The sequence below is a fragment of the Roseobacter insulae genome (assembly GCF_019375555.1).
In the GTDB taxonomy this organism is placed as follows: domain Bacteria; phylum Pseudomonadota; class Alphaproteobacteria; order Rhodobacterales; family Rhodobacteraceae; genus Roseobacter; species Roseobacter insulae.
In genome coordinates, this window is sequence record NZ_JAHXDN010000003.1 from 159,739 (window position 1) to 185,700 (window position 25,962).

The following is a 25,962-nucleotide window of genomic DNA, read 5'->3' on the forward strand; positions in this document are numbered from 1 at the left end:
CTGCTACGCCAGCATGGTCATCGGGCTTTCAAGGTTATCCTTGATTGCCTGCAGCAATTGTGCCCCCAAGGCGCCATCGATGACCCGGTGATCCACTGAAAGGGTGACCGACATCACGGTTGCCACGGCCAGTTCACCGTCCTTCCCGACGACAGGTTTCTTGACGCCGGCGCCGACAGCAAGGATCGCCCCGTGCGGCGGGTTGATCACCGCATCGAAGTTGTCGATGCCAAACATTCCCAGGTTGGAAATTGCAAAGCTGCCGCCTTGGTATTCATGTGGCGCCAGTTTCCGGTCTCGTGCGCGACCGGCGAGATCTTTCATTTCTGCCGAGAGCGTGGAGAGAGATTTCATCTCTGCATCCTTCAGGACCGGTGTAAACAACCCGCCTTCAATCGCCACGGCAACTGCCACGTCGGAAGGTTTCAGTTTGAGCATCCGGTCGCCGGCCCACACCGCGTTGGCGTCCGGGACAGATTGCAAGGCCAGCGCGCAGGCCTTGATGATGAAATCATTGACAGAGAGCTTCACGCCGCGCGCTTCCAACTGCTTGTTCAGGTCCCCGCGGAATTTCAACAGCGCGTCCAGTTCGATGTCCCGGCGCAGGTAGAAATGCGGAATGGATTGCTTGGCTTCAGTCAGGCGGGCAGCGATGGTTTTCCGCATGCCGTTCAGGCTGATCTCTTCAAACTCGCGGCCTTCATACATCGCCATGACCGCAGAAGCGGACGGCCCCGCCGCGATGGCGGGTCTGGCGTCTGGCGCAGCCGATGCCGCCGGAGCATCCGCTTTCGGTGTCTCCGAAGCACTCAACCCTTCGACATCCGCTTTGATAATACGGTTATGCGGGCCGGAGCCCTTGACACTGGCCAGATCCAAACCCTTTTCCGCAGCGATCCTGCGGGCCAAGGGCGTCGCGAAAATGCGCGATCCGTCCGAGGCTTGCGGTGCAGCCGGTGTCGGGGCGGCAGCCGCGGGGGCAGGGTCCGCTTCTGCTGGCCTGGCCTCGGCGGGCGCTTCGGTCTCAGCGTCAGGGGATGCGTCAATGTCGTCAGCACTTTCCCCATCTTCAAGGAGAACCGCGATGGCAGTATTCACTTTCACGCCTTCCGTTCCCTCGGTAATCAGGATTTTGCCAACCGTGCCTTCATCAACGGCTTCGAACTCCATCGTTGCCTTGTCAGTTTCAATCTCGGCCATGATGTCGCCCGAAGACACTGTATCGCCTTCCTTGACGTGCCACTTGGCCAATGTACCTTCTTCCATGGTTGGGCTCAGGGCGGGCATGAGAATATTTATCGGCATCAGGCGTTCTCCTCATCTCGTCGCTTAATGCGATTTTTCGATATTTGTTGATACTTGAAATCCGCTGCGTAGTACTGTTCGATCAGACGAATTTCGGCGTTTGTGAACGGCAGGCGCTTTGATCCTGCCGATGGTTTTTTCGTCAGCAGGGGGGTCGCCGCGGTTTTCAGCTGGACATAAACCGACCGGGGGACCAGCCGCTTCAGGGACCTGTTGAGCTTCATCGCGGCATCGCGAAGTCCGTCATGACGAAATTCGAGGCTTTGATTGTGCCGACCCGGGTTTACATGCGCCCGTCCAAATTTTTCCGCGAAAACGGACACCAGTTCTGAAACTTTTGCCATTGGAAACAGGTGTTTGACGATCTGCTTGCCCTCAAGCTCGATGAACGCGGACTGTCGGGTGAAGTGAATGAATTCGCTTGGAAGCGCACCGTCATTTGCCGCCAGAACGTCAAAGACGACTTCCATTTCCCTGCGTTTGCTGTGCTCGTCCATCGTATGGATATTCACACCCTTGTGTTGCTTCAACCTCTGCCCGAGCGCGGAGGCGAACCGGCTGATCGGATCCCTTGTGATTGCAAATGTCTCGTAAGATCCGATTTTCCTGAAGGCTTCCGGAAATGCGCTGCGCACCTGATCGAGGGTCAAATGCGGCAAATGCACTTTGCCCAGATCCGGCAGGATGGCCGGACCCTTGAAGGTGTCTTCCTGGTTCGAAAATTCCAGCAGTTGATGACGTACGGTTGATCCAGCGCACTTGGGCACATGGATGAAAGCCATTTCTTTGTCATCAAGAATTATCATGGCGACGCCTTCAGGTGTAGGTGACTTGTTTCACCGCGGCGATGACCTCATCCGTGGTGACCAGCGCAAGCTTTTCAAGGTTCGCCGCATAGGGCATGGGGACATCCTTGCCAGTGCAGTTAATCACCGGCGCGTCCAGATAGTCGAAGGCCTCCTGCATGATTACCGAGCTGATGTAGTTGCCCACGGAGCCCTGTGGCCAGCCTTCTTCGACCGTTACACAACGGTTCGTTTTCATGACGGACTTGATGACGCTGCCGGTGTCCATCGGACGCAGGGTGCGCAGATCGATGACCTCAGCTGAGATACCGTCTTCCGCCAGTTTATCGGCGGCCGCCAGCGCGTAACTCATGCCGATCCCAAAGCTCACGATGGTCACGTCCGTGCCTTCGCGCCAGATGCGGGCCTTGCCAAAAGGCACCGTGTAATCATCCAGGTCAGGCACGTCGAAACTGCGCCCGTAGAGGATTTCGTTCTCCAGGAAAATCACCGGGTTCGGATCGCGGATCGCCGTTTTCATAAGCCCTTTGTAGTCAGAGGCGGAGTAGGGCATCGCCACCTTGAGGCCGGGCACCTGCATGTACCACGCAGCGTAATCCTGACTGTGTTGCGCGCCTACTCGCGCGGCGGCACCATTGGGCCCGCGAAAGACCATTGGCGCGCCCATCTGGCCGCCCGACATATAGAGCGTCTTGGCGGCGGAGTTGATGATCTGGTCGATGGCCTGCATGGCGAAGTTGAACGTCATGAACTCGACAATCGGGCGCAGACCGCCAAAGGCCGCGCCGACGCCGATGCCGGCAAACCCGTGTTCGGTTATCGGTGTGTCGATAACCCGTTTGGCGCCGAATTCATCGAGCATGCCCTGGCTGATCTTATAGGCGCCCTGGTATTCGGCGACCTCTTCACCCATCAGGAAAACGCTTTCATCACGGCGCATTTCCTCGGCCATGCCGTCGCGCAGCGCTTCGCGTACGGTCTGCTGTTTCAGCGTGGTGCCTTCCGGCCAGTCAGGCGTGCTGTCCGTCCGTGGTGCTTCCGGGGCAGGCGTGGCGGGCGCCTCGGAGGCCGCAGGAGCCGCCTCGTTGCCCGCGTCGGCGGCGGGTGCCGCCTCCGGCGCGGCGGCTGCCGTGTCGATGTCATCGGCACTTTCGCCATCTTCAAGGAGTACCGCGATGGCAGTATTCACTTTCACGCCTTCGGTGCCCTCGGCGATCAGGATCTTGCCGATGGTGCCTTCATCAACGGCTTCGAATTCCATCGTCGCCTTGTCAGTTTCAATCTCGGCCATGATGTCACCGGAAGACACGGTATCGCCTTCCTTCACCAGCCACTTGGCCAGCGTGCCTTCTTCCATCGTCGGGCTCAGGGCGGGCATGAGAATTTCAGTTGCCATGGATCAAGCCTCCTGCGGTACTTCTGTGGCGTAAATATCGGTCCAGAGCTCATCCAGTGCGGGCTCGGGACTTTCCTTTGCGAATTCCGCACTCTCGTTCACGATGGTCTTGATCTCTTTGTCAATCGCTTTCAGGTCGTCTTCGGTCGCGTGTTTGCCGGTCAGCAGCAGCGAACGGACCTGTTCGATCGGATCGCGCTCATCGCGCATTTTCTGCACCTCTTCGCGGGTCCGGTACTTGGCCGGGTCTGACATGGAGTGGCCCCGGTAGCGGTAGGTCTTGATCTCAAGAATGTAGGGGCCGTCGCCCGAGCGGCAGTGCGCCACGGCTTTCTCGCCCGCTTCCTTTACGGCGAGCACGTCCATGCCGTCCACGGCTTCGCCGGGAATGCCGAAGGATTTGCCGCGCTCGTAGATCTCGGCGGAGGAGGTGGAGCGTTGCTGCGATGTGCCCATCGCGTATTGGTTGTTCTCGATCACGAAGACGCAGGGCAGTTTCCACAGCGCCGCCATGTTGAAGGCTTCGTAGACCTGGCCCTGGTTGGCCGCCCCGTCGCCAAAGTATGTGAAGGTGACGCGGCCGTTTTCCTTGTACTTGTCGGCAAACGCCAGCCCCGCGCCCAACGGAACCTGCGCGGCGACAATGCCGTGGCCGCCGTAGAAGTGCTTCTCCTTGGAGAACATATGCATCGAGCCGCCCTTGCCCTTGGAATAGCCGCCTTCGCGTCCGGTCAATTCGGCCATCACGCCGTTGGGGTCCATACCGCAGGCCAGCATGTGACCATGGTCGCGGTAGGAGGTGATGCGCTTATCCCCTTCTTCCGCCGCAGCTTCGAGGCCCACAACCACGGCTTCCTGACCGATGTAGAGGTGGCAGAAGCCGCCGATCAGGCCCATCCCGTAGAGCTGACCGGCTTTTTCTTCGAACCGGCGGATCAACAGCATGTCGCGGTAATAGGCTTTGAGTTCCTCTGCGGACACATTGGGTTTTTTGGCTGATTTACGCGGTGCCATACTGGCAATCCTCCCTCATCGCGCCCGGTGCAGGGCAGATAGTTTAGCGTTAAACTATTCTTTATCGGATTCGCAAAGGCAATGCGAGAGGCAATATGACCCATGGTCAGCCCGATGTGGTGCCAACGGGCAAAGCAGGGGATTTCGGATCACCGGATGACGATCTCATCGGCGCGGATCATTCCCAGAACGGAGCGTGCCTGCTCATCCAGAAGATCAAGATCGAGGTAGTCGTCCGACAGTCTTTGGGTGAGATTTTCCATGCGCGCAACATCGCCCCGGACCTCATTCAACTGCCCGCGCAGGGCGTTTGCCTCGGCAATGATCTCCGCCCGCCGAAACAGGCCAAAGTCGCCCTGAACGGCCGCGAAGGTGAAATAGGTTGCCAATCCCAACGCCAGCGCGAAGAAGGTGAATGTGCCGAGTGCCGGTCGCGATGTGCGGGTCATCTGTCGTGCCTCTTGGTCGCCTCTTTGCGGGCGTGGCATCACTATGGCACATGCGCCTCGTCAAGGGAATCCCTTTTGTCGCAAAACCTTTAAGAATCAGGTGCTTTGGGCGGGTTTCCCCGATTATTCGGACAGAACCGCGACACCGGGCAGTTCCTTGCCTTCCATCCACTCCAGGAATGCGCCGCCTGCCGTGGAGATGTAGGTGAAGTCCTCCGCCACTCCGGCCTGGTTGAGGGCTGCAACCGTATCGCCGCCGCCCGCCACCGAGATCAGCGTACCGGCCTTCGTCTGTCTGGCTGCATCCGCCGCGGCGGCATTGGTCGCCTGATTGAAAGGGGCGATTTCAAACGCACCAAGCGGACCGTTCCAGATCAGCGTTTTCAGCTTGCCAAACGCTTCGGTCACCGCCTTGATGCTTTGAGGTCCGGCATCCAGCACCATCTGGTCATCCGCCAGAACGGTATTGGCGCTCAGGGCGATTACCTCGTGCTCTGCCCCTGCCTCGAATGCGCGCGCGACCAGCCCGTCAACCGGCAGCAACAGGCGGCATCCCTCTTCTTCGGCGCGGTCCATGATCGCTTTGGCGGTGTCGATGAAATCGGGCTCCTGCAAAGAGGCACCCAGCTTGGCACCCTGCGCGGCCAGAAAGGTGTTTGCCATGCCGCCGCCGATCACCAGCAGGTCAAGCCGCGTGACAAGGTTTTCCAGCAGCGCGATCTTGGTCGAGACCTTGGCACCGCCCACGACAGCGCCAACGGGGCGCTTGGGATTGGACAGGGCCGCTTCCAGCGCGGAAAGCTCGGCCTGCATCAACCGGCCTGCGCACGCAGGCAACAGCCGTGCGACGCCCTCCGTCGATGCATGGGCACGGTGCGCTGCCGAAAACGCGTCGTTGCAATAGACATCGCCGAGGCTTGCGAGGAACTGTGCCATGCCCGGATCGTTGGCTTCCTCGCCAGCGGCGAAACGGGTGTTTTCCACCAGCACAACAGTGCCTGCGGGCAGGGCGGCCAATTCCGCCGGGTCGGGCCGTTCGACAAAGGTCACCGGCTGGCCAAGTGCGGCCTCAAGGGCGGGCAGGGTGACGCGCAACGACATCTCCGGCACGTATTTACCCTTGGGGCGGCCAAAATGTGCCAGCAGGATCGGCAGGCCCCCCGCGCTCAGGATATCCTTGATGGTCGGAACAATGCGGTCGATCCGGGTGGTGTCCGTGACCTGACCGTCTTCGACAGGAACGTTGATGTCGACGCGGACGAGCACGCGCTTCCCGGCCAGATCCATATCATCGAGTGTTTTCCAGGCCATCGTCGTCTCCTTCGGTTCCGGTTGCCCACGTGTTTTGCGCTTATCTGCCCAGAGGTCAATGGACTTGCTTGGCATTCGCGCTGCCACAGCTTAGGTAATCGGCAACCGATTAGTTAAGGAGCCCAAGATGGCCGAAATCAAAGACCCCGAGAACACGATCCTGATGGAATTGAAAGATGGCACCGTCACGATCCAGCTGCTGCCGGATGTCGCCCCGAAGCACGTTGAGCGCATGAAGGAACTGGCGCGCGGCGGTCATTACGACAACGTGGCGTTCCACCGGGTGATCGAAGGCTTCATGGCCCAGACCGGCGACGTGCAGCACGGCGATATGGAAGATGGCTTTAACCTGCGCATGGCAGGCACGGGCGGATCGGATCTGCCGAATGTTCCGGCGGAGTTTTCCAAGATCCCGCATGCCCGCGGGTCGATCGGGGCGGCGCGGTCGCAAAACCCCGACAGTGCCAACAGCCAGTTCTTTATCAACTTCAAGGACAATGATTTCCTGAATGGTCAGTACACCGTTTACGGTCAGGTTGTCGAAGGAATGGAGCATGTGGATGCCATCGTGCGTGGCGAACCCCCGGCCGAGCCGGACCGGATGATCTCCGTCAAGGTTGCTGCTGATGTATAAGGCTCTTGCTGCATCGCTGATGCTGGCCGGTCCGGCCATGGCGACGGGGATTGAAATTCAGGTGGCCGGTGAGGCCAACGGCACCATCACCATCGACCTGCTGGAAGATGTCGCACCCGGTCACGTGGAGCGCATCACGGCGCTGGCGACCAGTGGCGCTTATGACGGTGTCGTCTTTCATCGTGTGATCGAGGGTTTCATGGCCCAGACCGGTGACGTCGAATTCGGTAAATCCGGCGGCGACATGCGCCGCGCGGGTATGGGCGGGTCCGACCAGCCGGACCTTGCGGCTGAATTCTCCGACGTGCCCTTCGACCGGGGTGTGGTCGGCATGGCGCGGGCGCAGAATCCCGATAGTGCCAACAGTCAGTTCTTCATCATGTTCGACGAAGGATACTTCTTGAATGGGCAGTATACGGTTGTCGGACGCGTCGTCGACGGGCTGGACGTGCTGGATGCGATCAAGCTGGGCGAAGGTCCGAACGGCGCCGTGATCGGCGCGCCCGATCTGATGCAGAAGGTCACCGTCACAGACTGAGGCGGATGCAAGGCCGTTTTGAACATCACACCGCCACCCGAAAAGGTGGCGGTTTTTTACGTGGCTGTGTCATTACCCCTCTTTCCAAGTCTCTCCGCAACGCCTATGCGCGGACGCTTGGAGATCACATGTGTTGACAGAGTGTGATAAAATCGAGATATCTCGATATATGGACGTAGATAACGCACTTTCAGCTTTAAATAATCCGATGCGCCGGAGAATATTGGAATGGCTCAAAGACCGCTCCAATTTCCCGCCTGCCTTGCCAGAGCATGCTGGGCTTGAAGGGGTCTGCGTTGCCTACATCCAGGAAAAGGCCAAGCTGTCACAATCCACAATCTCGACCTACATGGGGCTTCTGAAACGGGCTGGCTTCGTGATCGCGGAGCGTCACGGTCAATGGACATTCTATCGTCGCAATGAAGAGAACATTCAGACATTCCTCGCGGCCATGCAGGACGAACTTCTCAAGCCGTAAGCCAGTCATGAATGATGCCGCAGGGGAAATGACCGTGAGCAACATCACCGGGATATCGAAATATTGCGATGGATGGTCAGCATGAACCAGAACCGGCCGGATGTCGGAACGGTTCTCGGGCGGCCACTGGAGCTGCCCTGCGGCGCTCGCCTCAAGAACCGGCTGGTCAAAGCGGCGATGTCCGACAGCCTTGGTGACGGGGAAGGGAGCCCGACATCGGCGCAAGGGCGGCTTTATGAACGCTGGGCAGAGGGCGGGGCTGCGCTTGCCTTGATCGGCGAGGTCCAGACGAGCCCCCGATACCCTGAGAAGCCTGGAAATCTGGTCCTTACCCAGGGCATTGATTTGGCCGCGCTGAAAGCCCTTGCTGCGCGGGGATCGGTGAACGGCGCGCATATCTGGCCGCAGCTGGGTCACGCAGGGGCGCTCTCGCACGGTCCGATCAGCCAGCCCAAGGGGCCCTCTGCTCTGAATGTCGAAGGCCTTCAGTGCGCGGGGATGACACTTGCAGACATCGCAGCGTTGCCATCTGCCTACGCGCGGTCGGCGGCATTGGCAAAGGCTGCCGGCTTTGGCGGCGTTCAGCTTCACGCAGGTCATGGCTTCCTGTTCAGCCAGTTCCTGTCGCCGCTTTTCAATCACCGAACGGATGCTTACGGCGGATCGGTCGCGGCGCGTTTCCGTGTGATTGGCGAGACAATAAGCGCGGTGCGACAGGCGGTGGGAGCCGCTTTCCCGCTCGGCATCAAGATCAACGCAACGGATAAACTGAATGGCGGTTTGACCGAAGCGGAAGCGGTTCAGGTCGTCCGGTTGCTTGACAGGACATCCGTTGACCTGATCGACGTAAGCGGTGGCACTTACTTCCCGGGCGCAACCTCCAGTTCAGAGGGTGCGTCTGCGTCCGGGCCATATTTTCTTGAGTTTGCCAAACGCGCCAAGGCAGTCACGTCGATCCCGATCATGCTGACAGGCGGGTTCGGAACCAGCGCTCAGGCCGTGGCTGCCGTGCAAAGCGGTGCCGCGGATGCCATCGGTCTTGCGCGGGCGATGGTGCTGAACCCGTCCATTGCAGACGACTGGCTGCGCGGATCAGGCGGCGATCCCGAATTCCCGGAGTTCGAGGCCCCACCGCGTGGTGGTGTCACGGCGTGGTACTCGATGCGGCTGACAGCGCTTGCAGAGGACAGGGAGACCCAGTTCCGCCCAAGCCCCGCCGCAGCACTGGACGCCTATGACGCGCGGGATGCGGAGCGGTGCGACCGGTGGCTGAAACGCTTCCCGTAGCTTTCTGCGATACTGTGGCCCTGTCAGATCGAATCGTTCGGCAGAGCTCTGGAGATATCTGAGGCCGCAAGCGTCGCGGCCCGAAAATAAGAGCATGGGCGGGACGCCAGCAGATCTCGGTCTGCTCGCCGACAGCCTAGCAAACGGTCACCTGCGACCGCCGGCAACCGGGCAGACGTATCCTTCTGATCCGTTTCCTGCGCTTTCGAAACAGCGCGTGCGTCGGGCGCATGAAACGGGTCGCTACACTGTCTTCTCAGCCTCTAGATATCCGACAGATAACAACCGAAGGACATGACAATGGAACTCAAGGATAAAACGATAATTGTGACCGGGGCGAGCAGCGGGATCGGCGCGGCAGCGGCCCGGCTGTTTGCGGCAGAGGGGGCTAATGTTGTTCTCAGCGCCCGCCGCCAAAGCGAATTGCAGCAGCTCGTTGAGGAGATCACTCAAAACAGTGGAAAAGCGGTTTGCCTTGCCGGGGATGTGACAGACGAAACATGTGCCAATGCCCTTGTCAACATGGCGGAGCAGCGTTTCGGCGGCCTTGACGGTGCGCTCAACAACGCGGGGATGATGGGCGACATGGGGCCAGTCCCCGCCATGGAAACCGACAACTGGCAGTCGGTTCTCGCAACTAACCTCACCAGTGCCTTCTTCGCGGCCAAGGCCCAGCTTCCCGCGCTCAGCAAGCGCGGCGGCGGGTCCTTGGTGTTTACCAGTTCGTTTGTTGGTTTCAGCAACGGGGGCATGCCTGGCATGGGCGCATATGCGGCGTCCAAGGCAGGGCTGATCGGGCTGGTGCAGTCACTGGCCTCCGACCATGCGCCAGAGGGCATTCGGATCAACGCTGTTTTGCCCGGCGGTACCAAAACGGCCATGGCGGGGGATGATCCGACCTCCCACGACTTCATTGCGGGTATGCATCCGCTCAAACGAATGGCAGATCCGCGGGAAATTGCCCAGGCAGCGATGTTCCTGCTGTCAGACCGGTCCAGCTTCGTCACCGGGTCTCCCATGGCGGTAGATGGCGGCATGGCGGTTCGGCTGCTCTGAGGCATGGTCATTGGTCGCAATCCGGTCAACGGCAACGTCCTGCGCCTGCCAGTCGTCGATCCCGGTAGGGTATCAGGACGCAAAATGCGCCCCACAGGGCGCATTTGTCTGATCTCTCTTCCCTGCCGAATTCCGGCAGTCCTCTTGCCGCCTGGCTCAGGACGCGGGATTTGGTTTTGCGGCAGGTGTCGATTTCGCGCCCGGGTTCAACGGGTCGTCCTGACGTTGCACGGAGCCTTCGAAGTGGGCACCGGATTCGATGGCGATCGTCTTGTGGATGATGTCGCCCTCGACCCGCGCCGTTGATGTCAGGCGCACTTTGAGGCCCCGCACGCGACCGACGATGCGACCGTTGACAACCACGTCGTCGGCGACAACTTCGCCCTTGATGGTCGCGGTTTCACCGATGGTCAGCAGATGCGCGCGGATGTCGCCTTCGACAGTGCCTTCGACCTGGATGTCGCCCGTGGTTTTCATGTTGCCCGTCACGTGCAGGTCAGACGACAGCACGGATGCCGGCGGCTTGGCCTTGGGTGGCGTGCTGGCCTTGTATTCCGTTTGCTTCGGTGCTGCCGGTGCGGAAGACGCTGGCGCCGGGGTGTCAGATTCGGCCTGCTTGGTGCCGGGTTCGTTGATTTTGCTCTTAGAAAACATCTTTTGCAGCCTTGATATAGATCATTGGGTTCACAGCTTTCCCACCGACACGCACTTCGTAGTGCAGATGCACGCCGGTCACCCGTCCGGATGCACCCATATCACCGATGTGATCCCCGCGCGAGACCCTTTGCCCAACTTTAACGCGAATTTTTGACAGATGAGCGAAACGAGTCTCAATGCCGAAGTCATGCTGAATTTTGACAAGCCGCCCGTAGCCCGATTGCCAGCCCGCGTGGATCACGACACCATCCGCAGTGGCAAAGAGATCGGTGCCGGAAGGGGCGGCAAAATCGACGCCCTTGTGCATGCGCCGTCCGCCGGTTTTCGGGTCACGCCGGAAGCCGTAATCGCTGGTGAAACGGAAGGCGCCCTTGACCGGCATCGCAAAAGGCGCTTTTTCAGCCGCAATGCGGTAGAGGTTCAGTGTGTCCATCTGCTCAAGGATGCGGTTGGCCCTGATAAAGTCCGGTGAAAGCTCCTCGCCCCGGCTGGAGAACGACAGCGGGGTCAGTGGCCCGCCCTGACCGGAGTACCCGCGCCGCACCTGATCGAGAATACGCTGGGGCGGCATCCCCGCAGAGCGAAACATCTTGTCCAGCGGCTCGACAGAGACGGTCATGGCCTCTTCAAGCTGACGGAAAATCTGGTCGTTGTTTTCCTTCATCAGGGCGATTTCAAGCGCCAGTTCATCCGCATGGAGCAGGGCTTGCTGCGCATCGGCGACAACCTGATCCCTTTCTGCTGCCGTGCGGGCCAGCGCATCTGCCAGAAAATCTACCGGGGCACCTGCCTCCTTCGCCGCGATCAGCCTGTCCGCAGCATCCCCGGAGGCTTCGCTTTGCAGCGCGGCCAGCGCCTGGCGTGCCGCCTCGCGCTCCTTCATCGTGCCGCGCAGGGTCGTCTGGATCACTTCGATACCGGTTTCGAGTTCATGGCGGCGGGTTTCGGAGGCCAGCAGCTGCGACTGCATCACCGAAATCTGGTCAAGCGCCGCGTTGAAACGCTCCTGTGCGGCGAGCGCTTCGGTGGCGCGCAGGTCGCGCTGGCCGGATAACTCGTTCAGGCGCGCCTGATACGTCACCTGATCACGTTTCGCCTGCTCTCTGAAATTGCCCGCGCCAATGCTGTCCATCAGCAAAACGGCCGTTGCAATAATTGTCCAGGCGACCAGAACGGCGGCACCTGCAAAGGCGATCAGCTGGGTTTCGGAGCGGAGGCGGATAAACCGCGTGTCCGTATCGGACTTCAAAAAGACCCGGCGTTCAGGGAATTGCTGTTCTAGCAGACCGTGAATTTTGATTGCCAGTCGCGTCCGCACAAATCTGCCTCTCTGCTCGCCTTTGCCAGGGAGAGCAGGTTTTCAGATGCCTGTTTCGCTCTCCCCACCGCGTGCTTAATGAGACAGCGTTAACGGGGCAAGCCCGTTTACCATTCGGACGACTACTTGACGTTGAATTGTTGCAAATCGGCAAAAAGCCGCTTGTTTACGCAGGGTTTTTACGATCAGAGCGTCTCGGTCAGCGGCCAGTAAAAGTCCGGCGGAATGCCTGCTTCGGCCCGTTTTTCCTCGTTGAATGGCGGCTTGAGGGCACCGTGGAAATAGGTGCGGACGAGCGTGTGAAAACGCTCCTTTGGGTCTTCTTCATGGCGCCCGCAGAGGAAATGGAACCATTTCGATCCATAGGCGACATGGGCGACTTCCTCGGCGTAGATCGTTTCGAGCGCGGCGACAGCCGAGGTGGCCTTTGCTTTGCGAAATACCTCGATCATTCCGGGTGTGACATCCAGCCCGCGCGCCTCCAGCACCATCGGGACAACGGCGAGACGCCCCATGAAATCATCCACCGTGTCCTCTGCGGCGCGCCACATGCCGGCATGGGCGGGCAGGGCGCCGTAATGGCTGCCCATCTCTTCAAGACAGTCGCACATCAGGTTGAAATGCTTGGATTCTTCGTCGGCTGCCTTCACCCAGTCATTGTAGAACCCCATAGGCATCGGCACCTGGGCAAAGCGCGCGATGATGTCCCAGTGCAGGTCCACGGCGTTCAGCTCGATATGCGCCACCGCATGCAAAAGTGCGATCCGCCCCTCTGGGGTACCGGGCCGGCGACGCGGGACATCGCGTGGGCTGAGCAACTCGGGCGCGGCAGGGCGCGCGGGATGCAGCGGCGGAGTGGCCATGCCGATTTCCGGCGTATCCCCCCGGTCGCGCGCGGCCTGCCACTCAGCAGCCAGGCGGCGCGACAGGGCGGTCTTCTCACGACCGTCCGCCGTGCGCAGCACCGCGTCGGCCATCTGGGCCAGTGGGATCACAGGGCGCGCACCGCGTCCAGAACCTCATCGACGTGCCCGGGAACTTTCACTTTCGGCCAGATACGGGCGATAGTGCCATCAGCGGCAATCAGGAACGTCGTGCGCTCAATCCCCATGAATTTCTTGCCGTACATGCTCTTCTCCTTCCAGACGCCGAAGCCTTCGCAGGCGGAGCCATGTTCATCAGACAACAGCGGCACGGTCAGATCTTTCTTGGCGACGAACTTTTCATGGCTCGCCATACTGTCCTTGGAGATGCCGAAGACCAGCGCGCCCGCCTGCGCGAAGGCATCGCGGTTTTCGGAAAATCCGACGCTTTCCTTGGTGCAGCCCGGCGTGTTATCGCGCGGATAGAAAAACAGGACAACTGGCTGACCTTTCAGGCCCGACAGCGTGACATCGGACCCATCTGTGCTGGGCAGGGTGAAATCCGGGGCCGGCTTTGAAATCTCTGGCATGATACTCTCTTGGCATTTATGGTTTGTGACGCAGTGACATAGTAGAGCAGTGCAGGCCAGAGGGAAGGCCTGCCATCCGAATTGAACCCACAGAACCCACCCAGCCTCAGAAACCCCGCCGCGTTTTGGAAACCGAACCCGATAAACCCGTGAAACCACGCCGACGCCGCCGCCAATTTGCGTGGGGGCTTGTGGTGTGCGTGCTGCTGGTTGCGGCCGGTCTGACCGCGGGCGTTTTCTGGATCAAGGACCGGACGATTGTCCTGCCGGACTGGGCGCGCGCCATCGTCGAGACGCGGATTGCAGATGCCATTCCCGAAGCAAGGGTGACCTTTGGCGAAATGGTGCTGATCATGGACGAGGGATGGCGGCCACGCGCCCGGGTGCGGGACGTCAGGGCCGTATCGCCTGAAGGCGTGGAGATTGTGAGTTTTTCCGAACTGCGCGCCAGCATGTCGCTGAGCGGCTTGATGGAGCAGCGGCTGCAGCTCAAATCGCTCGATCTGAACGGCGTGTTCGTCACCCTAAGACGCAGCCCCGAGGGTCGCATTGCGTTGCAGGGGGGCATCGGGACCGCTTCGGTTGCCCGCGAAGCGCCCAATCTTGCGCAGCTGATCGCGGAGATGGACGATTTCCTGTTGCGCCCGATGCTCGCGCGCCTGACACGGGCTACGCTGCAGGGGCTTACCCTGCAATATGAGGACGACCGCGCCGACCGCGCCTGGACGATTGACGGCGGGCGCATCACGGTGAACAGGGAGGGCGCTGACGTCCAGATGTCGGTTGATCTGGCGGTGTTGGGCGGCGGCGATCAGGTGGCGACTGTCGCGGCGAACTATGCCGGGCGCATCGGTCAGACAGCGTCGGAATTCGGCGTTACCTTTGCACATGTCCCTGCCGGTGACATCGCCGTACAGGGGCAGGCATTCGCGTGGCTGGAGGTTCTGGATGCACCCATATCCGGATCGCTGCGCGGCGGGGTGAACGAAGACAGCAGCATCCGACCGCTGAACGCCACGATGCAGATCGGCGCGGGCGTCATCCAGCCGACGGATAACTCACGGCCTATCCCGATTGACAGCGCGCGCAGTTACTTCAGCTACCAGCCTTCCGACAAGCTGATGCGCTTTAACGAGCTGTCAGTGCAGAGCAAATGGGTCAGCGGGCGGCTGGAGGGCAGTGCCGTGCTCAAGGGGGGCGGCACCCAGAGGCTCGTGGACCTTGTGGGGCAATTCCGGCTGTCCAACCTGCAAATCAATCCGGCCGATTTTTATGAAGAACCCGTGTCCGTCGCGGAGGCGGAGCTGGATTTTCGCCTGTCCCTGCGCCCGTTCCTGCTGGAGGTTGGACGCCTGCAGGTCATCGATCAGGGCAAACGGCTCACAGCCCAGGGGCGTCTTGGGGCGGATGCCAACGGATGGGACATCGCACTGGACGCGGAGATGGATGCGCTTGAGACGGAGCGGCTGATGGCGCTGTGGCCGCAGGCGCTCAAACCGAAGACCAGAACGTGGCTGTCCGAGAACGTGTTCGCCGGTCAGATGCGGGATGCGACGGCCGCACTGCGCTGGACCGCCGGGCAGGCACCGGACACCTATCTTGGGTTCGATTTCGTGGGCGCGGACGTACGTTTTCTCAAGGAGATGCCGCTGATCAAGGGCGGCAAGGGTCATGCCTCCCTGCTGCGCGACCGGTTTGTGTTGGTCGTGGATGAAGGCAAGGTACAGGCCCCTGAAGGCGGCGCGGTCACGGTCACCGGGTCCTCGTTCATCATTCCGGACGTTACCGCCAAGGAGGGCACGCCGGCGGTTGTGCGGCTGCTCACAAGCTCCACGGTGACAGCCGCCCTGTCGATGCTGGATCAACCGCCCCTGAAGGTGATGACGAAAGCGGCCCTGCCGGTGTCGATTGCCGAGGGCTGGGCGTCGCTGGCGGGTACGCTGGCCCTGCCGTTGAAGAAGAAGACAAAGGTCGACGAGGTCGAATTCGATGTCTCGGGCCGCATCGACGGCGTGCGCAGCGACGTGCTGGTCAAGAACTACGTGCTGAATGCTCCCACGTTGACGCTGGCGGCATCTGAAAGCGCAGTCAGCCTCGAAGGACAAGGCGATCTGAGCGGTGTGCCCTTTGATATCGTGTGGGCGCAGCCTTTGGGGGTGCCGGGCACGCCGGGCCATGTCACCGGGCAGGTTGAACTGACGCCCGAAGCACTGGATGTCTTCAAGGTCGCGCTGCCTGACGGATACGTCACCGGGCGCGGCACCGCGGACATCGACATTGAACTGATCAAGGATACACCGCCGGACCTGCAATTGCGGTCTGATCTGCGCGGCATCGGCCTGTCGATTGCCCCGCTGGGATGGTCAAAGGCACCGGCAACGCCGGGGAAGCTGCTGGTCCGCGCCCAGTTGAGCGAGGTGCCGACGGTCGAGGGGGTATCGCTGGAGGCGCCGGGGCTCAACGCCAAGGGGGCGGTTCTGCTGACCGAGAATGGCAAGCTGGATCGGGTCAGCCTGACGCGGGTGCAGATCGCAAGCTGGCTCGACGCGCCGGTTGATCTGGTCGGGCGTGGGGCGGGCAGGCCGCTGGGAATAGTCGTGCGCGGCGGGCGTTTCGACCTTCGCCGCGCCGATCTTCCGGCCGGCAGTGTTGCCGGTGCGGAACCGGCGCCGCTGTCTGTCAGCCTCGACAGTTTGCAGGTCACCGACACCGTCGCGATCACCGGTCTGCGCGGCGAGTTTACCACGGGCGCCGGATTGGACGGCACCTTCAGCGGCCGGATCAACGGCGGTGCGCCGGTTACGGGCCGTGTCATACCGCAGGGCGCGCGCAGCGCCATCCGGTTGACGGCAAATGACGCCGGCGCCGTTTTTTCATCGGCTGGCGTCATGCAGCAGGGGCGCGGCGGGAAGCTTGAACTGGTGTTGCTCCCGGTGGGGACGGGCGGCGCGTTCGACGGCACGCTGCGGGTGCTCGACACCAGTATCGTCGACGCGCCGGCAATGGCCGCGCTGCTGAACGCGGTCAGCATCGTCGGGCTGTTCAATGTCGAGGGCGGCGACAGCCTCTATTTCACCGAGGTGAACGCGGATTTCCGATTATCTCCCGCCCGTATCACGCTACGCGAAGGCAGCGCTGTCGGTTCTTCGATGGGTATCTCGATGGATGGCGTGCTGGCGACCGACACCGGGCAGTTGCAGATGCAGGGCGTCATCACCCCGGTCTACCTTCTGAACGGCATCGGCAGCATCTTCACCCGCAAGGGAGAAGGGCTTTTTGCCTTCAACTATTCGATTACCGGCACAACAAAGGATCCGGATGTCTTCGTGAATCCGCTCACCGCGCTGACGCCCGGCGGGATACGGGATCTTTTCCGTGCGCCAAAGCCCGATGTCCCGCTGGTCGAGGGCGAAACTCCGCCACCACCGCCCCCGCCATCAGAACCGCGCACTTTCACTCGCGGAGAAGATCGTTAAACGGGGCGGCATGAAACTGAGCGATTTTGATTTCGATCTGCCCGACGCGCTGATCGCGACCCGTCCTGCGGTGCCGCGTACCTCTGCGCGTCTGCTGGTGGCGCAGGGCACGCGGATCACCGATGCAACCGTGGGGGATCTGCCGCACTTCCTGCGCCCGGGCGACCGGCTGGTGCTGAACGATACAAAAGTCATCCCGGCGCGTTTGAGCGGGCTGCGTCACCGCGTCAGCGCGCAGGGTGCCACGCAGGCCCGCATTGAGGTCACGCTGCTGGAACCCGGTAGCGACGGGACATGGGCGGCGCTGATCAAACCGCTGAAGAAACTGAAGCCGGGCGAAGAGGTGATCTTCAGTGACGATCTGCGCGCCACATTGCAAAAAACCGAAGACGGGCAGGGCCATCTGCTTTTCAATCTGCGGGGGGATGATTTCGACGCTGCCCTCAATGCAGCGGGCGCGATGCCATTGCCGCCCTACATTGCGGCCAAACGCCCGGCGGATGCGCAGGACAAAGAGGACTATCAGACCGTCTTTGCCCGCAACAAGGGCGCCGTTGCCGCCCCCACCGCGTCGCTGCATTTCGACAGGGCCCTGCTGTCTGCCCTGTCTGACATGGGCGTGATGTTCAGCCATGTCACCCTGCATGTGGGGGCTGGCACGTTTCTGCCGGTGAAGGTCGACGATGTGACCACGCATAAGATGCATTCGGAATGGGGACAGGTCAGTGCGCAGGCTGCGGCCGAAATCGCGGCCACGAAAGCCGCGGGCGGGCGGGTCATTCCGGTTGGCACCACTGCCTTGCGGCTGATCGAGACCGCCGCGCGTGGCGGCAAGATCACCACCTGGGAAGGGGACACCGATATTTTCATCTATCCCGGGTTTGACTTTCAGGTCACCGATGCGCTCATGACCAATTTCCATCTGCCGAAATCGACGCTGATGATGCTGGTCTCGGCGCTTGTCGGACAGGATACCGTACGCGAGATTTACGATCACGCCATAACGCGGGAGTATCGTTTCTTTTCCTATGGAGACGCGTCTTTGCTGTTTCCAAAATAACGCCTTAAGTGCGCAAAGCGACCTGTAAAGTCGCACATGAGCCGGACCGGGTGATTTGCCCCGGTCTATTTGGGGGCGTCGTCCCTCCCACGACCGAACGGAGATCCAGATGCTGCAGGTGTTATCAAGCGCATGGGCGCTCTTGCTGGGTATGAGCCTGTTGATGGTGGGTAACGGCATGCAGGGCACGCTGCTCGGCATCCGGGGGGAGATCGAGGGGTTTTCCACGCTGGAGATGTCCATCGTGATGTCCGCCTATTTCGCCGGGTTTCTGGGCGGCTCGCGCATGGCGCCGGGCATGATCCGCCGTGTCGGACATGTGCGGGTTTTTGCCGCGCTCGCGTCGCTGATTTCAGCGGTGATGATCATCTATCCCACGCTGACGGAGGTCTGGGTCTGGACGCTGGGGCGCGTGCTGATCGGGTTCTGTTTCTCGGCCGTCTACGTGACCGCGGAAAGCTGGCTGAACAATGCGGCAACCAACGACAACCGCGGGCAGGCCCTGTCGCTCTACATGATCGTGCAAACGGCCGGCATCGTCGTCAGCCAGGCGCTGCTGCTGACAGCGGACCCGTCGGGCTACGTGCTTTTTGTCATTCCGTCCGTTCTGGTGTCGATCGCGGTGACGCCGATCCTGTTGTCGATCAGTCCGACACCGGCGTTTGAAGCCACCAAGCCGATGAGCCTAAAACAACTGGCCGGGTACTCCCCGCTGGGCTGCGTCGGGATGTTCCTGCTTGGCGGCGTCTTCTCCGCTCAGTTCGGTATGGCCTCCGTCTTCGGGGCCAAGGCCGGGCTTTCGGTTGCGCAGATTTCGACCTTCGTGGCGATGTTCTTCGTGGGTGCGGTTTTACTGCAATATCCAATCGGCTGGATATCCGACCGGATGGACCGGCGCTTCCTGATCCTGATCGTATCCGCCGTGGGCGTTGCAGGTTCGATGCTTGGCCTTTTGCTGGGCGCACAGTTCACGTTCCTGCTTGCCTCGGCTTTCGTGGTGGGCGGGATGTCGAACCCGCTTTACTCGCTGCTGATCGCGCACACCAACGACTTTCTTGAGCACGAAGACATGGCGGCTGCCTCCGGCGGGCTGATCTTTATCAACGGACTGGGCGCGATCCTTGGCCCGATCATCACCGGCTACATGATGGATTACGTGGGCCCGGGCGGCTTTTACCTGTTCACCGGCGCGCTCTTCGGCGCACTGGTTGCCTACGCGGGATATCGCTCAACGGTCCGCAAATCGATCCCGGTGGACGAAACCGGTGCATACGTGGCCGTAGCGCCTTCGTATACCTCGGTTGCACTTGAATATGCGCAGGAGTACGCCATCGAAACGGAGTTAAGCGACGAAAACGCCACAACCCCAGACAGAATGTGACGTTATGATGCAAATCGTGACTAGGAAATTGACTTAAACACACCGTAGCATGACCATGTGGTATGTTTGTTAGGAGACTGTAGTAATGGTTGGTCCGCAAGAAATCTTAAGCTTTTGGTTGGATGAAACAGGCCCCGAAAGCTGGTACAAACAGTCCGACGCGCTGGACTCCGCGATCCGGACAAGGTTTGAAAAAACGTGGAAAGGGGCTTGTGAAGGGCGCTTTTCACTCTGGCTGACGTATCCCAACGGAGCCCTCGCTTATATCATCCTGATGGATCAGTTTTCCCGCAACATGTTCCGGGACACGGAGCAGGCTTTCGCCAGCGATCGCGCGGCACTTGCAGCCGCGAAATCGGCCATCGACAAGGGCTGGGACATGCGGATTGATGAACCCGCGCGGCAGTTTTTCTACCTGCCGTTGATGCACTCGGAAAATCTTTGTGATCAGGACCGCTGTGTGCGTCTGATTTGTGAGCGGATGCCGAAATGCGGCGCCGAGAATCTTATCCATGCGCAGGCGCACCGGGCGGTGATCCGTCAATTCGGGCGTTTCCCGACACGCAATGAAACGCTGGGCCGTGTGCACACCACGGTAGAGCGTGAATTCCTTGCCCGTGGTGGCTACGGCGAGATGATCCGCAGCTTGCAGGCCGCGAAAGCGGCCTGAGGCGGACAGGAGTTCAGCCGGATCGGCGGCGCGCATTTGTCGCGTCGCGCAGCATGTTGCCGCTGGGAGTAATATAGTTTAACGGTAAACTATATTTCCACACTCCCATCTGCGAGGACATGACATGGCTGCAAAATCCTTCGATCTCATTGTGATTGGTGCAGGGCCGGGTGGCTATGTTGCGGCCATTCGCGGCGCGCAACTGGGGATGTCCGTGGCCATCGTGGAACGTGAGCATCTGGGGGGCATCTGCCTGAACTGGGGCTGTATTCCCACGAAGGCGATGTTGCGGTCATCGGAGGTTTTCCACCTTATGCACCGGGCCAAGGAGTTCGGCCTCAAGGCTGATAATGTCGGCTATGATCTGAACGCGGTGGTCAAACGCTCCCGGCAGGTGGCCGGGCAGTTGTCGGGTGGCATCGGGCACCTGATGAAAAAGAACAAGGTCACCGTTTTCATGGGCGAAGCCAAGATCCCGGCAAAGGGCAAGGTGAGCGTCAAAACCGATAAGGGTTCAGAAGAGCTGACCGCGAAAAACATCGTGCTCGCCACCGGCGCGCGGGCGCGTGAACTGCCCGGGCTGGAGGCGGACGGCGATCTGGTCTGGACCTATAAACACGCGCTGGAACCCAAGCACATGCCGAAGAAGCTGCTGGTCATCGGCTCCGGCGCCATCGGCATCGAATTTGCCAGTTTCTACAACACGCTCGGGGCCGATACGACCGTGGTTGAAGTGATGGACCGTGTTCTGCCGGTCGAAGACGCGGAGATCTCCGCCTTCGCTAAGAAGGCGTTCGAAAAACAGGGCATGAAGATCATGCAGAAAGCCATGGTCAAACAGCTTGATCGCGCCAAGGGGAAAGTGACCGCGCATATCGAGGTGGGCGGCAAGGTCGAGAAGCACGACTTTGATACGGTGATCTCCGCTGTCGGGATTGTTGGCAACACCGAAGGGCTGGGCCTGGAAGATCTGGGTGTGAAGGTGGACCGTACCCATGTGGTCACCGATGAATTCTGCCGCACCGGTGTTGATGGCCTTTACGCGATCGGCGATATCGCCGGTGCGCCCTGGCTGGCGCATAAGGCCAGCCACGAGGGTGTGATGGTCGCCGATCTGATCGCTGGAAAACATGCGCATCCTGTCAAACCCGAAAGCATCGCGGGCTGTACCTATTGCCATCCGCAGGTCGCGTCGGTCGGCTACTCGGAAGCGAAGGCGAAGGAACTGGGCTACGAGGTCAAGGTCGGTCGCTTCCCCTTCATTGGCAACGGCAAGGCGATTGCTCTGGGCGAACCCGAAGGCATGATCAAAACCGTGTTCGACGCGAAGACGGGCGAGTTGCTGGGGGCGCATATGGTGGGGGCGGAAGTCACCGAACTGATCCAGGGCTATGTGGTCGGGCGTCAGTTGGAGACCACCGAAGAGGACCTGATGAATACGGTCTTCCCGCACCCCACGCTTTCTGAAATGATGCATGAAAGTGTGCTGGATGCCTATGACCGCGTGATTCACATGTAGCCGGTCCGTGGGGTCTCCGGTTGGGAACCCCGGATGCAGAAGACGCCTGATAAGATTGAGAAAACCCCGTGGGGTCTGGTTCTGGCCCTGTGGGGCGCCGGGCTTGGGGCCGCTGCGCAATATGGCAAGTTCAGCGCGATCTTCGATCAGCTGCCGCAGGTCTACCCGCAGGCCGGTGCGGCCCTTGGGTTCGTCGTGTCCGTGGTGGGGCTGCTGGGCATCTTTTTCGGTGTTGCGGCCGGGCTGATCGTCGCCCGCGTTCGCTACCGCCGGGCGCTGCTGTGGGCGCTGTGGATCGGTGCGGCGATATCCGCCTTTCAGGCTTTTCTGCCGCCCCTGTCTTGGATGCTGGCCAGCCGTGCCCTCGAAGGCCTGTCGCATCTGGCGGTGGTTGTCGCGGCGCCCACGCTGATCGCCCAGATCTGCGCGCCACGGGATCGCGGCGTGGCACTGACCCTCTGGGGTACCTTCTTTGGCGTGGCCTTTACCGTGCTGGCCTGGGCCGGGTTGCCGCTGGTCGCATGGCTTGGCATTCCGGCGCTTCTGGCGGCACATGCGCTGTATCTGGTGATCTTTGCGATCTACCTTGGCCGGCGGCTGCAGGCACTGGAGATTGACCCGGTTGTACCGCCGTTTTCGATGCGGCAACTTCTGCGGGATCACCTGACCATCTACCGGTCCCCGTCGATATCCGCGCCAGCCTTCGGATGGCTGTTCTACACCTTCTGTTTTGTCTCCATCCTGACCGTCCTGCCTCCCTTCATCGCGGAGCCAAGCCGGGCCTTCGTCATGGGGGCGATGCCGCTGACAAGCATTGCCGTTTCGATGATCCTTGGGGTGGCGCTGCTGCGGGTCATGACGGCGGTGAGTGTTATCGTCCTCGGCTTTGTCGGCAGCGCACTGACTATGGTCTGGCTATGGGTGGCCCCGGGTGATCCGGTGGCCTGTCTGGTCCTCGCCGGAGCCATGGGGCTTGTGCAGGGGGCAAGCTTCGCCGCGGTTCCGCAGCTGAACAGGACACCGGACACGCAGGCGCAGGCGAACGGCGCGCTGGCCCAGATGGGCAACGTCGGCAACACGCTGGGCACGCCGGTCATGGCCGTGACAGCCACGGCACTTGGCTACGGCGGGCTGCCCGTGCTGGCCGGGTGCGCCTTCGTGCTTGGCGCTTGTGTGCACCTGGTCTTGGCGCGCCAGCGGAGGCATGCCTGAAGTTTACCTTTTGTTCTCATTTTTTCATTGGAGAATCCGCCGAACACGCCTATGTCTAACTCGATAATTGGGGGTGCTTGATGGCCGAGTTGAAGAATATCGAAGTGCGCGGCGCGCGTGAACACAATCTCAAGAGCATCGACGTGGATATTCCGCGCGACCAACTGGTTGTGATCACTGGGCTTTCGGGCTCCGGCAAATCCTCGCTGGCCTTTGATACGATCTATGCGGAAGGCCAGCGCCGCTATGTCGAATCGCTCTCCGCCTATGCGCGCCAGTTCCTCGACATGATGCAGAAGCCGGACGTGGATCACATTACCGGTCTCAGCCCGGCCATTTCGATCGAGCAGAAGACCACCTCCAAGAACCCGCGTTCGACGGTAGGCACGGTGACCGAAATCTACGACTACATGCGGCTACTTTTCGCCCGTGTCGGCACGCCCTATTCACCGGCGACCGGCAAGCCGATCGAGGCGCAGCAGGTGCAGGACATGGTTGACCGCATCATGGCGATGAAGGAGGGGACCCGCGCCTATCTGCTCGCGCCGATCATCCGCGACCGCAAGGGCGAGTACCGCAAGGAGTTCCTTGAACTGCGCAAGCAGGGGTTCCAGAGGGTCAAGGTGGACGGAGAGTTCTACGAGCTTGATGAGCCGCCGACGCTCGACAAGAAATTCCGTCACGACATCGACGTCGTGGTCGACCGGATCGTCGTCCGCGAGGGGTTGGAGACGCGGCTGGCGGATTCCTTGCGCACCGCGCTCGATCTTGCCGACGGCATCGCGATCCTTGAGACGGCTCCGGCCGAAGGCGACCCGGAACGCACCACATTCTCCGAAAAATTCGCCTGTCCGGTTTCCGGCTTCACGATCCCGGAGATCGAGCCGCGCCTGTTCTCTTTCAACGCGCCCTTCGGGGCCTGCCCGGAATGCGACGGCCTCGGCGTGGAATTGTTCTTTGATGAACGTCTCGTGGTGCCCGACCAGAACCTGAAGATCGCCGATGGCGCGCTGGCACCCTGGCGCAAGGGAAAATCGCCCTACTTCCTGCAAACCATTGAAGCGATCGCAAAACACTACGATTTCAAGCAGACGGACAAGTGGAAAGACCTGCCCAAGAAGGTGCAGCAGGTTTTCCTTTATGGCTCCGGCGAGGAAGAGATTGCCTTTCGCTACGATGAAGGCGGCCGTGTGTACCAGGTCACCCGCGTGTTCGAGGGCGTGATCCCGAACATGGAACGCCGGTATCGCGAGACGGACAGCAACTGGATCCGAGAAGAATTCGAGCGCTACCAGAACAATCGCTCCTGCGGAACCTGCGGCGGCTTCCGACTGCGCGAGGAAGCGCTCGCGGTCAAGATCGCCGGTCTGCACGTCGGTGAGGTGGTTCAGATGTCGATCCGCGAGGCCTTTGACTGGTGCCAGACAGTGCCTGACCATCTGACCGATCAGAAAAACGAGATCGCCCGCGCAATTCTCAAGGAAATCCGCGAGCGGCTCGGGTTTCTGAACAACGTCGGACTGGAATATCTGACGCTCAGTCGTAATTCGGGCACGCTGTCGGGTGGCGAAAGCCAGCGCATCCGGCTGGCCAGCCAGATCGGTTCCGGGTTGACCGGAGTGCTTTACGTGTTGGACGAGCCCTCCATCGGATTGCACCAGCGCGACAACGACAGGCTTCTCGGCACGCTCAAGAACCTGCGCGATCAGGGCAACACGGTGATCGTCGTCGAACATGACGAAGAAGCGATCCGGGAGGCGGACTATGTTTTCGACATCGGTCCCGGGGCGGGTGTGCACGGCGGGCAGGTGGTCAGCCATGGCACGCCTGACGTGATCGCAGGCGATCCGAACTCCATCACCGGCCAGTACCTGACAGGCACGCGGGAAATTCCGATACCGGCAACACGCCGGACGGGGAACAAGAAAAAGGTTCAGGTCGTCAAAGCAACCGGGAACAACCTTCAGGGGGTCACGGTGGACTTCCCGCTGGGCAAATTCGTCTGCGTGACCGGTGTATCGGGTGGCGGCAAATCTACCCTGACCATCGAGACGCTGTTCAAGACGGCCTCCATGCGTCTGAACGGTGCCCGACAGACACCCGCGCCCTGTGAGACGATCAAGGGGCTGGAACATCTCGACAAGGTCATCGACATCGACCAGCGGCCCATCGGTCGTACGCCCCGCTCAAACCCCGCCACCTACACCGGTGCCTTCACGCCGATCCGGGACTGGTTCGCCGGGCTGCCCGAGGCCAAGGCGCGGGGCTACAAACCCGGGCGCTTCAGCTTCAATGTCAAGGGCGGGCGCTGCGAGGCCTGTCAGGGCGACGGCGTGATCAAGATCGAGATGCACTTCCTGCCGGACGTCTACGTGGAATGCGAAACCTGCAAGGGTGCGCGCTACAATCGCGAGACGCTGGAGATCAAGTTCAAGGGCAAGAGCATCGCCGACGTGCTGAACATGACCGTCGAGGACGCACAGGCATTTTTTCAGGCGGTGCCGTCGATCCGGGAAAAGATGGATGCGCTGATGCGGGTCGGTCTGGGCTACATCAAGGTAGGCCAGCAGGCGACGACCCTTTCGGGGGGCGAGGCGCAGCGGGTGAAGCTGTCAAAGGAACTGTCGAAACGCTCGACCGGCCGGACGCTCTACATCCTTGACGAGCCGACGACCGGGCTGCATTTCGAAGACGTGCGCAAGCTTTTGGAAGTGTTGCATGAATTGGTGGATCAGGGCAATTCCGTGATCGTGATTGAACATAATCTCGACGTCGTGAAAACCGCCGACCATATCATCGACATCGGTCCCGAAGGGGGCGATGGCGGTGGGCGTATCGTCGCCACCGGCACACCGGAGGATGTTGCGAACGTTGCGGAAAGCTATACGGGCAAATACCTCAAACCGTTGCTTCAGTCGCGCGGCAAGGTTGCGGCGGAGTAA

At 60.8% G+C, this 25,962-nt stretch carries 22 protein-coding genes; 12 read left to right on the top strand and 10 right to left on the bottom strand.

Annotated elements, in window-relative coordinates; all coding sequences use genetic code 11:
* Positions 1-3: 3 nt before the first annotated feature.
* The 6 genes from KX928_RS12210 to KX928_RS12235 all read right to left on the bottom strand — a co-directional run bounded on the left by KX928_RS12210 (position 4) and on the right by KX928_RS12235 (position 6,281).
* Positions 4-1,305 carry a pyruvate dehydrogenase complex dihydrolipoamide acetyltransferase gene (locus KX928_RS12210; protein ID WP_219502579.1) on the bottom strand — a complete coding sequence of 434 codons (1,302 nt, stop codon included), beginning with the start codon at positions 1,303-1,305 and terminating at the stop codon, positions 4-6.
* Positions 1,305-2,111 carry a sulfotransferase family 2 domain-containing protein gene (locus KX928_RS12215; protein WP_219502582.1) on the bottom strand — a complete coding sequence of 269 codons (807 nt, stop codon included), beginning with the start codon at positions 2,109-2,111 and terminating at the stop codon, positions 1,305-1,307. Before KX928_RS12215 ends, KX928_RS12210 begins: the two co-directional genes overlap by 1 nt.
* 10 nt (positions 2,112-2,121) lie before the next feature.
* Positions 2,122-3,507, bottom strand: a complete 1,386-nt coding sequence (locus tag KX928_RS12220) for a pyruvate dehydrogenase complex E1 component subunit beta (protein ID WP_219502585.1) — start codon at positions 3,505-3,507, stop codon at positions 2,122-2,124.
* 3 nt (positions 3,508-3,510) lie between these two features.
* Positions 3,511-4,521, bottom strand: coding sequence for a pyruvate dehydrogenase (acetyl-transferring) E1 component subunit alpha (gene pdhA, locus KX928_RS12225; protein WP_219502587.1), 1,011 nt, complete (start codon positions 4,519-4,521; stop codon positions 3,511-3,513).
* A 149-nt stretch (positions 4,522-4,670) separates the two neighbouring features.
* A complete protein-coding gene (locus tag KX928_RS12230; RefSeq protein WP_219502590.1) occupies positions 4,671-4,970 on the bottom strand; it encodes an FtsB family cell division protein in 300 nt (99 codons plus the stop codon).
* Between the two features lie 123 nt (positions 4,971-5,093).
* Positions 5,094-6,281, bottom strand: coding sequence for a phosphoglycerate kinase (locus KX928_RS12235; RefSeq protein WP_219502608.1), 1,188 nt, complete (start codon positions 6,279-6,281; stop codon positions 5,094-5,096).
* A gap of 127 nt (positions 6,282-6,408) precedes the next feature.
* On the opposite strand from KX928_RS12235, the gene KX928_RS12240 reads away from it, so the two are divergent.
* From KX928_RS12240 to KX928_RS12260, 5 genes are all read left to right on the top strand, one after another.
* Entirely contained in the window at positions 6,409-6,915 is a 507-nt protein-coding gene (locus tag KX928_RS12240; protein ID WP_219502611.1) for a peptidylprolyl isomerase, read from the top strand.
* A complete protein-coding gene (locus KX928_RS12245) occupies positions 6,908-7,453 on the top strand; it encodes a peptidylprolyl isomerase (protein WP_219502614.1) in 546 nt (181 codons plus the stop codon). Before KX928_RS12240 ends, KX928_RS12245 begins: the two co-directional genes overlap by 8 nt.
* 223 nt (positions 7,454-7,676) lie before the next feature.
* Positions 7,677-7,931, top strand: a complete 255-nt coding sequence (locus KX928_RS12250) for an ArsR/SmtB family transcription factor (protein WP_373274800.1) — start codon at positions 7,677-7,679, stop codon at positions 7,929-7,931.
* Positions 7,932-8,012: 81 nt separating this feature from the next.
* A complete protein-coding gene (locus KX928_RS12255; RefSeq protein ID WP_219502621.1) occupies positions 8,013-9,218 on the top strand; it encodes an oxidoreductase in 1,206 nt (401 codons plus the stop codon).
* Between the two features lie 300 nt (positions 9,219-9,518).
* A complete protein-coding gene (locus KX928_RS12260) occupies positions 9,519-10,274 on the top strand; it encodes an SDR family oxidoreductase (RefSeq protein ID WP_219502623.1) in 756 nt (251 codons plus the stop codon).
* 156 nt (positions 10,275-10,430) lie between these two features.
* Here KX928_RS12260 and KX928_RS12265 read toward each other — a convergent pair whose 3' ends face one another.
* The 4 genes from KX928_RS12265 to KX928_RS12280 form a co-directional block, all read right to left on the bottom strand.
* Positions 10,431-10,928, bottom strand: coding sequence for a bactofilin family protein (locus KX928_RS12265; protein WP_219502625.1), 498 nt, complete (start codon positions 10,926-10,928; stop codon positions 10,431-10,433).
* A complete protein-coding gene (locus tag KX928_RS12270; RefSeq protein WP_219502628.1) occupies positions 10,918-12,249 on the bottom strand; it encodes a DUF5930 domain-containing protein in 1,332 nt (443 codons plus the stop codon). The genes KX928_RS12265 and KX928_RS12270 overlap by 11 nt, the downstream gene beginning before the upstream one ends.
* 185 nt (positions 12,250-12,434) lie before the next feature.
* Positions 12,435-13,244, bottom strand: a complete 810-nt coding sequence (locus KX928_RS12275) for a ferritin-like domain-containing protein (RefSeq protein WP_219502630.1) — start codon at positions 13,242-13,244, stop codon at positions 12,435-12,437.
* Complete coding sequence (locus KX928_RS12280) at positions 13,241-13,702, bottom strand: peroxiredoxin (protein WP_219502633.1); 462 nt, start codon at positions 13,700-13,702, stop codon at positions 13,241-13,243. Before KX928_RS12280 ends, KX928_RS12275 begins: the two co-directional genes overlap by 4 nt.
* 194 nt (positions 13,703-13,896) lie before the next feature.
* Between KX928_RS12280 and KX928_RS12285 the strand changes: the two genes are divergently transcribed.
* From KX928_RS12285 to uvrA, 7 genes are all read left to right on the top strand, one after another.
* The gene (locus KX928_RS12285; RefSeq protein WP_308342303.1) at positions 13,897-17,178 is read left to right on the top strand and encodes a YhdP family protein; all 3,282 of its coding nucleotides are present in this window, start codon (positions 13,897-13,899) and stop codon (positions 17,176-17,178) included.
* A gap of 10 nt (positions 17,179-17,188) precedes the next feature.
* Entirely contained in the window at positions 17,189-18,238 is a 1,050-nt protein-coding gene (queA, locus tag KX928_RS12290; protein WP_219502638.1) for a tRNA preQ1(34) S-adenosylmethionine ribosyltransferase-isomerase QueA, read from the top strand.
* A gap of 109 nt (positions 18,239-18,347) precedes the next feature.
* Positions 18,348-19,619, top strand: coding sequence for an MFS transporter (locus KX928_RS12295; protein ID WP_219502640.1), 1,272 nt, complete (start codon positions 18,348-18,350; stop codon positions 19,617-19,619).
* 85 nt (positions 19,620-19,704) lie between these two features.
* Positions 19,705-20,289 (top strand): DUF924 family protein, encoded by a 585-nt coding sequence (locus tag KX928_RS12300; protein WP_219502643.1) that lies wholly within the window; start codon positions 19,705-19,707, stop codon positions 20,287-20,289.
* 124 nt (positions 20,290-20,413) lie between these two features.
* A complete protein-coding gene (lpdA, locus tag KX928_RS12305) occupies positions 20,414-21,808 on the top strand; it encodes a dihydrolipoyl dehydrogenase (protein WP_219502645.1) in 1,395 nt (464 codons plus the stop codon).
* 33 nt (positions 21,809-21,841) lie between these two features.
* On the top strand, positions 21,842-23,020 hold the full coding sequence (locus KX928_RS12310) for an MFS transporter (RefSeq protein ID WP_219502648.1): 1,179 nt from the start codon (positions 21,842-21,844) through the stop codon (positions 23,018-23,020).
* Positions 23,021-23,100: 80 nt separating this feature from the next.
* Positions 23,101-25,962, top strand: coding sequence for an excinuclease ABC subunit UvrA (gene uvrA / locus KX928_RS12315; protein WP_219502651.1), 2,862 nt, complete (start codon positions 23,101-23,103; stop codon positions 25,960-25,962).